This is a genomic window from Salinispora pacifica DSM 45544 (assembly GCF_000378845.1).
Classification (GTDB): Bacteria; Actinomycetota; Actinomycetes; order Mycobacteriales; family Micromonosporaceae; genus Micromonospora; species Micromonospora pacifica.
The window spans coordinates 2,560,371-2,571,448 of sequence record NZ_KB905359.1; the positions used below are offsets into that span (position 1 = coordinate 2,560,371).

Below are 11,078 nucleotides of genomic sequence, written 5' to 3' on the forward strand. Positions count from 1 at the left end.
GGGGCGTTTCGGGTGACCCGTGCGGACCGGCGCCGGGCTCGCCGGAAAGATTCTTTGCGGCTACGCTGCCTCTCTCGATGAGATGGGGACCTTTTGACTCGGTACGACCATGCCTGATCTAACCCTCCCGCAGGCGACCGGCCCGGGGCCGCGGTGGTTGCCAAAGCTGCTGCGCCAGGCGGCGTTCCGGCGCTATTGGTCGGCGCAGACGGTGTCGCTGTTCGGCGACCAGGTGTCCACTTTGGCTATCCCGCTGCTGGCGGTGCTGGCCACCGGGGCCGGTCCGGCGCAGATGGGCTATCTGGCCGCCGCCGGTCTCGCGCCGAATCTGCTGTTCTCGGTGATCGCCGGCGCATGGGTGGATCGCTACCCGCACAAGCGCCGAGTCATGATCGCGGCCGACCTCGGCCGGGCCCTGCTGCTGGCCGCCGTCCCGGTGCTGTGGTTCGCCGACATGCTGACCCTGCCGCACCTGTACGTGGTCATGTTCGCTGTGGGCACGTTGTCGATGGTGTTCCAGGTGGCCTACAGCAGCCTGTTCGTCGCCCTGGTGGCCCGCGACGATTACCTCGACGCCAACGCCCTGATCAACGGGTCACAGGCGGTGTCGTCGGTGGCCGGGCCCAGCGTCGGCGGCGTGCTCGTGCAGGTGTTCAGCGCACCGGTCGCGGTGATCGTGGACGCGGCGTCGTACCTGTTTTCGGCCTTGCTGCTGGGCCGGACCAAGGCGGTCGAGCTCGCGCCATCCACCCGCAAGAGCGGGCTGAGCAACGCCGTCGCCGGACTGCGGTATCTCGCCCGGTCGGTGACGCTCCGCTCCATCCTGCTGGCCAGCACGACGCTCAACCTGTTCAACTACATGTTCGAGGCGTTGTTCATCCTCTACGCCACCACCGAGCTCAACATCAGCGCCGGGCTGCTCGGCGTCGTCATCGGCGCCGGTGCCGCCGGCGGCCTGATCGGGGCCGTCGTCACCGGGCGGATCACCCGCCGGTTCGGCATCGGCCCGACGCTCGTGGCCGCCTATGTCATCTTCCCCGCACCGCTGATCCTGGTGCCGTTCGCCGACGGCCCGCTACCTGTCGTGCTGGCGATGCTGTTCGTCGCAGAGTTCGTCTCTGGGATGGGCGTCGTGATGCTCGACATCAACGCCGGGGCGGTCCAGACGGCCGCCACCCCACCGCCAATGCTGGCCCGCATGCAAGGCGCGCGCCGCACCGTCAACTACGGCATCCGTCCGATCGGAGCCCTGCTTGGTGGCGCGCTGGGCGCCACGATCGGGTTGAAACCCACAGTCTGGATCGCGGTGGTCGGCGGGCTGCTGGGCGTGCTGTGGATCATCTTTTCGCCGCTGCCGAGACTGCGCGCGCTGCCCGAGCCTGATATGGAGGAGGCCCCAGGCCAGGAAAATGCGGTGGTACGCTGAGGCAAAGGCCCTGCGCTGTGGATAACTCTGATGCCTGTGGATGACCCCCTGATCATGGCCGGATCTGGTAGCCCTCGTGTCACCAACAGCGCGGACGCAGCTGCGGGCCGTAGAAGGGACCACACGGGGGATGATCGCGTTCTTCCTCCCTTTCCGACCAGCGTCGAGCGTGTTGCGACCCCTCGCTGGCACATGCGTTGTCGCGGATCTCCGCCCGAGACAGCCCACATCTGTCCCACGATGGTGTGGGGGGCGGACATGAGTGGCACCGGCGGTCGGCGTGACGGGGGCTGGGATGACGTCAAGCCCGTATGGTCGAGCGCCGGGGCGGGACCGGTGTTGCGTCGGCCAGTCGCGCCGATGCTCGCGGCGCCGGTCGACATCGTGCCCGATCGACCTGCAGTCCCACTACCGCTGGCACGGGGACTACTTCACCGACGGGCAGATCATCGACACGATCCCCCGTTACCTTGTTGATCGTCCCCGGCCGGGGACCCTCGGTTGCCCGGCCCGGTATGACTTTCTGCCCCTGTCGTTTGGATGATCCGGGGGGGGTGTTGTCGCCGGGTCGGGTGGCGTCGGTGGACCGCTGATAGCGCCTCTGTCTGTCAAGCGGCCGTTGGGTGTGCTTGTTTCTGATCTTTGAGGATTCGTCGGTAGATGACGTTGGCGAGGCGGCGTTTCAGGGCGCGTCGGGCTTCGGCTGGTGTCTTGCCTTCGCCGAGTTTGCGCTGGTAGTAGGCCCGTCCGAGGTCTGAGTGGTGGGCTTGGACGACGGCGATGATGTGCAGGGCGGAGTTGAGTTGGCGGTTGCCGCCGGTGTTGAGGCGGTGGCGCCTGCGGGGTCCGCTGGAGGCGTCGATGGGTGCCGCGCCGGTGTAGCTGGCGAAGTGGTCGGCGTTGGGAAACCGGGTGACGTTGCCGACGTGGCCGAGGATCTTCGCCGCCATGATCACGCCGACGCCGGGTAGTTCAGTCAGGCTGCTTCCCGCTGCGGTAACTGCCTGACTGAGCTCGGTCTCGTTGGTGTTGAGTTGGGCGTCGATTCGTCGGAGCGCGGCCAGGAGTTGCCGGGCGATGTCGCGCCGGCAGGCGTCGGTGGCGGTGGCCGGTCGCACACCTCGTAGGGCTGCGGCGGCTTTGTCGGCGGACAGGCCGGTGGGCGCGCCGCCGGGGACCAGGTCCCGTAGGAGTCCGTGTAGGCAGTTGAGGATGCGGATGCGTTCGTGGGTCAGGTCATCACGGTGCTCGGTCAGCAGCCGCAGGATGGTGCTCTGATCCTCGGGTTGCACAGAGTTGAGCCGGTGGTGGTGCAGGGCGACTCGGGCCACGCTGGCAGCGTCGGTGGCGTCGGTCTTGCGGCCGCCGCCGGTGGTCAGCAGCCGCGCCCGCTCGGCGAGGGTAGCGGGGACATCGACGACGCCCGCGCCGGTGGCGGCCAACTGTTGAGCGATACCGCGGCCGAGTCCCTTGGCGCCCTCGACAGCGAAGCGGTGCTGCGGCCAGCGTTGGGCCCAGCTGATGAGCTGGGTGAAGGTGCCGGCGTTGACGACGAAGCGTCGGGCCGCCAGTTCATGACCAGTGTCGTCAGCGGCGACGGCGGTCAGCGATGACTTGTGCGGGTCGATACCGATCACGATCACGACGGATGTCTCCAGGCAGGCGGCTGGCAGGGGCATGTGCGTGGTGGGCATCCTGACTTGAAGATCGATCGCATGCCTCTGTCGAGCCACGCCACGGCCGGGCACCGGCCGACGTGGCACGCTATCAGTGAGCCAACCACACGGGCGGCAAGGAACACGCGGACCTGAGCCGACCGGCGCCCTGAACGTTATGGGCTGCAGACCCTCGCGTCTGCCCCCGATCCAACAAGTCAGGGACACGGCCACCCGTGTTGGGGTAGGTCTCTTCGTAACGTGGCTGCCGGCAGTCCGACGCCCTGACTGCGGCCGAGGCCACGATCCGATACGTGGAGGCGGGTGCGGTGCACGACGGATACGGCGTCTACCTGGGCTTGGACGTCGGTAAGGGTGATCATCACGCGGTCGGGTTGGCCCCGGAGGGCAGACGGCTGCATGACGCGGCGTTGCCGAACACCGAGGCCCGGCTGCGGCAGCTGTTTGACAAGCTGGCCCGCCACGGTCGGGTGCTGGTCGTGGTTGACCAGCCCGCCTCGATCGGCGCCCTGCCGGTCGCGGTCGCCCGGGCGTGCGGTCATCAGGTGGCCTACCTGTCCGGCCTGGCCATGCGACGCATCGCTGACCTGCACCCCGGTAGCGCGAAGACCGACGCCCGCGACGCCTACGTCATCGCTGACGCGGCCCGCACTCTGCCCCACACCCTGCGGCGGGTCGACACCGGCGACGAGGCCCTCGCCGAGTTGGAGGTCCTGGTCGGCTTCGACGACGACCTCGCTGGCGAGGCCACCCGGGTGTCCAACCGGATCCGGGGTCTGCTGACACAGATTCACCCTGCGCTGGAACGGGTCCTCGGCCCGAAAGTGCACCACAAGGCCGTGTTGGAGCTGCTGTCGCGCTGCGGTGGACCGGCCGGTCTACGCAAGGCCGGCCGCCGCAAACTGCTGTCCATCGCCGTCGCCCACGCGCCCCGCATGGGTCAACGGCTCGTCGCCCAGATCATGACCGCCCTCGACGAACAGAGCGTCACCGTTCCCGGCACCCAGGCCGCGGAGACGATCCTGCCTCGTCTCGCCGACAGCCTCCGCGACGTCCTACGCCAGCGCGACCAGGTCGCCACACAGGTCGAGGGGATGCTTGATGCACACCCTCTTGCCCCGGTCCTGACCTCGATGCCCGGCATCGGTGTCAGGACCGCCGCCCGGATCCTGCTCGAAGTCGGCGACGGCACCGCCTTCGCCACCCCTGGCCACCTCGCCGCCTACGCCGGCCTCGCCCCCGTCACCCGACGCTCCGGCAGCAGCATCCGCGGCGAACACCCACCCCGAGGCGGCAACAAACACCTCAAACGCGCGCTCTTCCTCGCCGCGTTCGCATCCCTGGCCGACCCCGTCAGCCGCGCCTACTACGACCGCAAACGCGCCGAAGGCAAACGCCACAACGCCGCCCTCATCTACCTCGCCCGACGCCGCTGCGACGTCCTGTTCGCCATGCTCCACGACAAGATCCCCTACCAACCACGACCAACAAGCCCCATCCCCACTTGACCAAACCCATAGGGACACCCCCCCGCACCGGCGCCAACCGCGACAACGACCCCGCCCTCAAAGCCGAACCAGTGTGGAACCCACGAACGCACACGACCTCGTGGCGGGCGGTGTGGGCGTACTCGGCCACCCGCGCTGTCCGGGACAACAAGACCCTCAACGCCCAAGAGGCGAAGGCGCGGGCCGTCATCGCCGGGGAGAAGACGACCCGAACCCCGAGGTTCGTCACCGTCAACGGCACCGCCCGCACCCTCGACGAAGCGTCGCTGGCCAGGGCACGGAAGCTGGTCGGACTCAAGGGCTACGTCACCAACATCGCCCACGACGTGATGAGCCCGCGCGAGGTGATCTCCAACTACCACGACCTGTGGCACGTGGAGCAGTCCTTCCGCATGTCCAAGACCGACCTCGCCGCCCGGCCCATGTTCCACCACACGAAAGACGCCATCGAGGTGCACCTGACCATCGTGTTCACCGCCTTGGCCGTGACCCGCGAAGTCCAGGCCCGCACCGGGCTCGCGATCTGCAACGTCCTCCGTCAGCTGCGCCCGCTACGCTCCGCGACCCTCACGATCAACGACGCCACGCAGACGTTCCCACCCCAGATCGACCCCAACCGGCAAGCCATCATCGACGCCCTCACCACGAGCGGACGTCAGGCACTAACGAAATGACCGAACTCAGGGTCTCAGGGAGTGTGGATCTAACGGTGTTTCCGGCCTGACCCGCCAGGCGTTGTGCCTGGTGAGGAGGGTGCCGTGATGACCGCGACACTGAACGATCAGACCGGAGGCAAGAAGCGGCCCGAGTCGACGGCGGAGGCGAAAGCCGCCGTCGAGTTGGTCCGAGCCGCTAAGGAACAAGGGCTGTCGTTGACGGGCCCGGACGGGCTGCTCAAGCAGCTGACCAAGACGGTCCTGGAGACCGCGTTGAACGAGGAGATGACCGAGCACCTCGGCTATGACAAGCACGACCAGGCTGGTGTCGGGTCGGGCAACATCCGCAACGGCACTCGGTCGAAGACGGTCGTGACCGACGGCAACGGCCCGGTGCAGATCGATGTGCCGAGGGACCGGGCGGGCACGTTCGAGCCGCAGATCGTCCGTAAGCGGCAGCGGCGCCTGTCGGGGGTCGACGAGGTCGTGTTGTCGCTGTATGCCAAAGGGTTGACCACCGGGGAGATCTCGGCGCACTTCGCCGAGATTTACGGGGCTTCGGTGTCGAAGGAGACGATCTCCCGGATCACCGACAAGGTGCTCGAGGAGATGGCGGATTGGTCGCACCGGCCCCTGGACGAAATTTACGCCGCGGTGTTCATCGACGCCATCGTGGTCAAGGTCCGTGACGGGCAGGTCGCCAACCGGCCGTTCTACGCCGCGATCGGCGTCACCCTCGACGGCGACAAGGACATCCTCGGCCTGTGGGCCGGCACAGGTGGTGAGGGCGCGAAGTTCTGGATGAGCGTGCTCACCGACCTCCGCAACCGCGGCGTCAAGGACGTGTTCTTCCTCGTCTGCGACGGGTTGAAGGGACTGCCCGAGGTCGTGACGAACGTGTGGCCCCAGACGGTGGTGCAGACCTGCGTGATCCATCTGATCCGCAACACCTTCCGGCTCACCTCCCGCACGTACTGGGACGAGATCAAGCGCGACGTTAAGCCGATCTACACCGCCGTCAACGCCGCCGCCCGAGCGGCGTTCGACGATCTGGCCGACAAGTGGCGCGGCCGGTATCCGGCGGTGATCCGCTTGTGGGACAACGCCTGGGCGGAGTTCATCCCGTTCCTCGACTACGACCTGGAAATCCGCAAGGTCATCTGCTCGACCAACGCGATCGAGTCACTCAACGCCCGCTACCGGCGGGCGGTCAAGGCCCGCGGCCACTTCCCTAACGAGCAGGCCGCGTTGAAGTGTCTGTACCTGGTGACCCGATCCCTGGACCCTACCGGAGCAGGCAGAACCCGATGGACGATGCGCTGGAAACCCGCCCTGAACGCCTTCGCCATCACCTTCAGCGACCGCTTCCCAACCGCTGAACCTACTAACCAAGATCGCCGAAAACACCGTTAGCGAGGCTCTGTCTCACATTCGGTGGTGACCGAGGGTGGTCGATGTCGTTGAGGTCATGTGTGCAAGATCGATGATCTTACGAAGATGGTGTTCTCGGGGCTGTCCCCGTTGGTGATCGATGAGGTCACGGACGAGGGCGAGCGGATCCTGGTGCGGGCTCGGACTCCTGGAGGAACGGTGGCCTGTCCGGGCTGTGAGGCGGTGACGGGCCGGGTGCACGGGTATCACCAGCGGACTCTGGCGGATGTGCCGGTCGATGCCCGGCCGGTAGTGGTGCGGGTGCGCGTGCGGCGTCTGGTGTGCCCGACGCAGGGCTGTCGTCGCACGTTCCGGGAACAGCTTCCGGGTGTTCTGGAGCGTTACCAGCGTCGCACGTCCCGGCTGAGCGCCCAGGTCGCTGCGGTGGTGCGTCATCTGGCTGGCCGGGGCGGTGCTCGCCTGTTGTCGGTCCTGGCGATGGTCGTCATGTCCCGTCACACCGCGCTGCGGGCGCTGCTACGCGTTCCGCTGCCCGAGCGGCGGGTTCCCCGCGTGCTCGGGGTCGACGACTTCGCGCTGTGCCGCCGTCGCCGTTACGCCACCGTCCTGATCGACGCGGTCACCCGTGAACGCATCGACGTGCTGCCCGACCGCAAGGCCCACACGTTAGAGACATGGCTGCGTGAGCATCCCGGTGTCGAGGTGGTGTGCCGGGACTCCTCGGGCGCCTACGCCGAAGCGGTCCGCCGCGCCCTACCCGACGCGTTGCAGGTCGCCGACCGCTGGCACCTGTGGCACAACCTCGGGCGAGGCCGTCCGCAAAGAGGTCACCGCCCACAGCACATGCTGGGCCACCGCCGGCCTACCGCCGCAGCAAGGCATCCGGGCCGTGACCACCGGCAGCGGTGGCAGCAGGTCCACGACCTGCTCGACAAGGGCGTCGGCCTGCTCGAATGCGCCCGCCGACTCAACCTCGGCCTGAACACGGTCAAACGGTATGCCCGAATCAGCGAACCCGAACGCCTGGTCCGCGCACCGCAGTACCGGCCCACCCTCGTCGACCCCTACCGTGACCACCTGCGCCGACGCCGGGAACAAGACCCCGCCGTCGGCGCTACGCAACTTCTCGCCGAGATCAGGGAACTGGGCTACACCGGCAGCATGAACCTGCTCTACCGCTACATCACCCAAGGCCGCGTCGAAGCCGACCGCCCAGCCCTGTCGCCCCGACGCCTCACCCGCTACCTCCTGACCCCACCCGACCAGCTCACAGACCATCAGCGCACGCTCGTCCACGCCCTCACCAGCGCCTGCCCGCAGATGACCGCGCTGGCCGGCTTCATCGGCTCGTTCGCCGCGCTCCTCACACCCGCAGCCGGTAACGACGACCATCTCGACACGTGGATCGCCGAGGTCAAGCCCACGGACCTACCCCACCTGCACACCTTCATCCGCGGCCTCGGCCTGGACCGCGACGCCGTCAACGCCGCCCTGACCCACCCCTTCAACAACGGCGGCACCGAAGGCGTCAACACCAAAACCAAACTGATCAAGCGACAGATGTACGGACGAGCGGGCTTCGCTCTCCTGCGCCATCGAATCCTGCTCGGCTGACCAGCACCCTCCATCACCACCGAATGTGAGACAGAGCCGTTAGCGAGACAGCCCCCAGGTCTCACGCCGGCGTTGCGGCAACCGTACATTGAGGGTCGAAAGGGTCGCCGCCTGAGTAGCGTGCTGCCTCCTTCGCCAGGGAGCGGCCCGGCGTGGTCCTGGATTCCCGTGGCCGCCTCGAAGGATTTCACCGTTGTCCGGGGTGGTGAAGCGTCCTGGTCGGCTGCCGGTCCGGCTACCCGCCAGCCTCATCGTGGGGCATCGTGGCGACGAGTCAGCGTTGGACCACGAGCGGCTGGGACAGCACGAGGCGTTAGCCATCTGGAAGGAAGGCGCCATTGCGCCCGCTACCAGGCTGGCCAGAACGAGCGCGCCAGAGGCCGTACGTCACCGCCCGAGCGGCAGCTCGCGGAGTTGCCCACACGCATCGGGCAATGGGCGATCGCACCCGCTGCCCCGATTCAGGCCAACCGGCGCGCGGCGTAGATGAGGATGGCGCCGGCCAGGATGGACAGGGTGGCGGCTCCGGTGGTGGTGGTGAGGGTGGGGCCGGTGATGGGTAGGTCGGGGTTGATGGTGATGGTGGTGGGTGGGGATTGGCTGTTGGGGCAGGTGTTGGTGCTGGTGTGGTGGGCGGTGAGGGTGTGGGTGCCGGTGGGCAGTGTGGTGGTGTGGGTGGCCGTGGCGTTGGTGGTCAGGGGCACGGTGGCCAGGGTTGTGCCGTTGGTGCGGAGGGTGATGGTTCCGGTGGGGGTGTCGACGTTGCAGGTGACGGTGGCGGTGAGGGTGACATCCTGATCCGCCCTCGGCTTTCGTGGCATGACCTGCAGGGTGGTGGTGGAGGTCGGCGTTGGTGCGGTCAGGGCCAGGCTGTGGTCGTCGCCGGCGGCGATGGCCGTGACTGTGACGCCGGTGGGCAGGTGGACGTTGACGGGTGTGCTTCTGTTGGTGGTGGTCCCGTCGCCCAACTGGCCCCGCAGGTTGCGGCCCCAGGAGAGCGCGGCTCCGGCGGAGGTCATCGCGACACTGTGTTGGCTGTCGCGGGCGGAGATGGCGGTGATGGTGGTGGACGCGGGCAGGGTCACCGAGACGGGTGTACTGCTGGTGGTGGTGGTCCCGTCACCCAACTGGCCGAAGGTGTTGTTACCCCAGGCGAGCACGTCGCCGGCAGTCGTTAATGCCAGGCTGTGGATGCGGCCGGCGGCGACAGCGGAGGCCGTGACCCCCGCAGGCAGGCTGACCACAGTCGGCGTACTGCGGTCAACAACAGTCCCGTCACCCAACTGGCCAAAAAAGTTCCGGCCCCACGCGAGCACAGTGCCGGCAGACGTCAACGCCACACTATGGTTGCCACCGGCAGCGACAGCAGTCACTGTGGTGCTGGGCGGCAGAGCGACCGCGACCGGCGTACTGCGGTCAACAACGGTCCCATCACCCAACTGACCAAACGAGTTCCCACCCCACGCGAACACAGTGCCGGCAGACGTCAACGCCACACTATGAGTGGCACCGGCAGCGACAGCAGTCACCGTGGTGCTGGGCGGCAGAGCGACCGCGACCGGCGTACTGCGGTCAACAACGGTCCCATCACCCAACTGACCAAACGAGTTCCCACCCCAGGCGAACACAGTGCCGGCAGACGTCAACGCCACACTATGGTCGCGACCAGCGGCGACAGCGGAGGCCGTGACCCCCGCAGGCAGGCTGACCCCAACCGGCGTCAAGCTGTCAGCGCCAGTCCCATCACCCAACTGACCGTGCGAGTTGTCGCCCCAGGCAAGGACGGTACCGGCGGCCGTCAACGCCACACTGTGGGCATCACCGGCGGCGATGGCGACGGCAGCGGTGTCCGCGGGCAGGCTGACGGCGACGGGTGTGCTGCTGTTGGTGGTGGTCCCGTTGCCCAGCTCGCCGAAGAAATTGCTGCCCCAGGCGAGGATGGTGTCCGAGGCGGCACCGAACGGTGCTGGCGTGTCCTGCGCGACCACCGGCCACACGGCGACCGCCTGCGTGACCATCACCACCAACACCAGAAGAAACCAGCCGGTGATGGCCCGGCCCACTCGGCCCGCGCCATCGCCTGCCCATCGGCAGGGGCTCCCCATTGCTTCTACCTCCACGCAGGCAAACACCGTCAATAGGACAAGCGCAATGTTCCATCAACTATCACCTGTCTATGGGGAGAAACGCCCTTACGGGGGCATCCAGCTAACATCGCCGGTCGGCACCCGACAAGGAACGGCGGGCGGGGGGCCCTTCAGCCGTCCCCGTGGCAGACGACTCCCGCACTATGGGAACGGCCGAACTCCCGAACGCCATCGTCATGCGACCACATCGGCGGTCAGCGTGGTGGACGAGTCGGCGTCGAGGACGATCACGTTCGCGAGGCCAGCGACGCGAGTGGGGGCGCCGACGGCGGCGGGGACGGTGGTGCGGGTGAGATCAGGTAGTCGTAAGTCATGCCGCACCTGTGGCTGGATGTCTGCTTGAGGGCGTTTCTCCACATCTGTGCGGGATAGGTGGTTGACACTTGCGTCTGTCCTGTTGGCGCTGCTTGCCTGCTTGGGGGTAGGAGTGATGCGAAGACTCTGCCGGTGGCCCGGCCGTGGCGCCGAAGCATGCCGGGTGGGGCGGGCCATCACCGGCTTGGTCTTTCTGGTGTTGGCGGTGATGGTCACGCAGGCGGCCACTATGTCGCTCGCAGCCGCAGAGAACGGGCCATCAGCGGCGATCCGTGCGTCGGACACCTACTTTGCCTGGGGCGACAACAGCGACGGTCAACTGGGCAACGGGACCATCACCGGTA

The 11,078-nt window shown here is 67.5% G+C and carries 7 protein-coding genes and 2 pseudogenes; 6 read left to right on the forward strand and 3 right to left on the reverse strand.

From position 1 onward, the window contains the following. Positions 1 to 109: 109 nt before the first annotated feature. Complete coding sequence (locus tag SALPAC3_RS0111515) at positions 110 to 1,426, forward strand: MFS transporter (RefSeq protein ID WP_018221390.1); 1,317 nt, start codon at positions 110 to 112, stop codon at positions 1,424 to 1,426. A gap of 608 nt (positions 1,427 to 2,034) precedes the next feature. Here SALPAC3_RS0111515 and SALPAC3_RS0111520 read toward each other — a convergent pair. Further along, positions 2,035 to 3,120: an IS110 family RNA-guided transposase gene (locus SALPAC3_RS0111520; RefSeq protein WP_232430495.1), complete on the reverse strand. Its 1,086-nt coding sequence runs from the start codon at positions 3,118 to 3,120 to the stop codon at positions 2,035 to 2,037. A 275-nt stretch (positions 3,121 to 3,395) separates the two neighbouring features. On the opposite strand from SALPAC3_RS0111520, the gene SALPAC3_RS0111525 reads away from it, so the two are divergent. The 4 genes and pseudogenes from SALPAC3_RS0111525 (at position 3,396) to SALPAC3_RS25740 (ending at position 8,272) form a co-directional block, all read left to right on the forward strand. After that, entirely contained in the window at positions 3,396 to 4,610 is a 1,215-nt protein-coding gene (locus SALPAC3_RS0111525) for an IS110 family RNA-guided transposase (protein WP_018221352.1), read from the forward strand. Positions 4,611 to 4,630: 20 nt separating this feature from the next. Further along, positions 4,631 to 5,284, forward strand: a pseudogene (locus tag SALPAC3_RS27965) (IS1634 family transposase); the annotation flags it as partial. An 87-nt stretch (positions 5,285 to 5,371) separates the two neighbouring features. Beyond that, the gene (locus SALPAC3_RS0111535) at positions 5,372 to 6,679 is read left to right on the forward strand and encodes an IS256 family transposase (RefSeq protein ID WP_018221393.1); all 1,308 of its coding nucleotides are present in this window, start codon (positions 5,372 to 5,374) and stop codon (positions 6,677 to 6,679) included. A gap of 84 nt (positions 6,680 to 6,763) precedes the next feature. After that, complete coding sequence (locus SALPAC3_RS25740; RefSeq protein WP_232430476.1) at positions 6,764 to 8,272, forward strand: ISL3 family transposase; 1,509 nt, start codon at positions 6,764 to 6,766, stop codon at positions 8,270 to 8,272. A gap of 461 nt (positions 8,273 to 8,733) precedes the next feature. Here the strand turns inward: SALPAC3_RS25740 and SALPAC3_RS0111545 are convergent, their stop codons facing one another. Beyond that, a complete protein-coding gene (locus tag SALPAC3_RS0111545; RefSeq protein WP_026185471.1) occupies positions 8,734 to 10,377 on the reverse strand; it encodes an RCC1 domain-containing protein in 1,644 nt (547 codons plus the stop codon). 216 nt (positions 10,378 to 10,593) lie between these two features. Continuing rightward, positions 10,594 to 10,740 carry a hypothetical protein gene (locus SALPAC3_RS28350; protein ID WP_018221395.1) on the reverse strand — a complete coding sequence of 49 codons (147 nt, stop codon included), beginning with the start codon at positions 10,738 to 10,740 and terminating at the stop codon, positions 10,594 to 10,596. A 109-nt stretch (positions 10,741 to 10,849) separates the two neighbouring features. On the opposite strand from SALPAC3_RS28350, the pseudogene SALPAC3_RS28355 reads away from it, so the two are divergent. Next, positions 10,850 to 11,078: pseudogene (locus tag SALPAC3_RS28355) on the forward strand (RCC1 domain-containing protein); the annotation flags it as partial.

Bases quoted from the DNA above. Each gene is read 5' to 3' on its own strand.
- SALPAC3_RS25740 (WP_232430476.1), top strand. From the start codon at position 6,764: ATGGTGTTCTCGGGGCTGTCCCCGTTGGTGATCGATGAGGTCACGGAC.
- SALPAC3_RS0111545 (WP_026185471.1), bottom strand. From the start codon at position 10,377: ATGGGGAGCCCCTGCCGATGGGCAGGCGATGGCGCGGGCCGAGTGGGC.
- SALPAC3_RS0111515 (WP_018221390.1), top strand. From the start codon at position 110: ATGCCTGATCTAACCCTCCCGCAGGCGACCGGCCCGGGGCCGCGGTGG.
- SALPAC3_RS0111520 (WP_232430495.1), bottom strand. From the start codon at position 3,120: ATGCCCACCACGCACATGCCCCTGCCAGCCGCCTGCCTGGAGACATCC.
- SALPAC3_RS0111535 (WP_018221393.1), top strand. From the start codon at position 5,372: ATGACCGCGACACTGAACGATCAGACCGGAGGCAAGAAGCGGCCCGAG.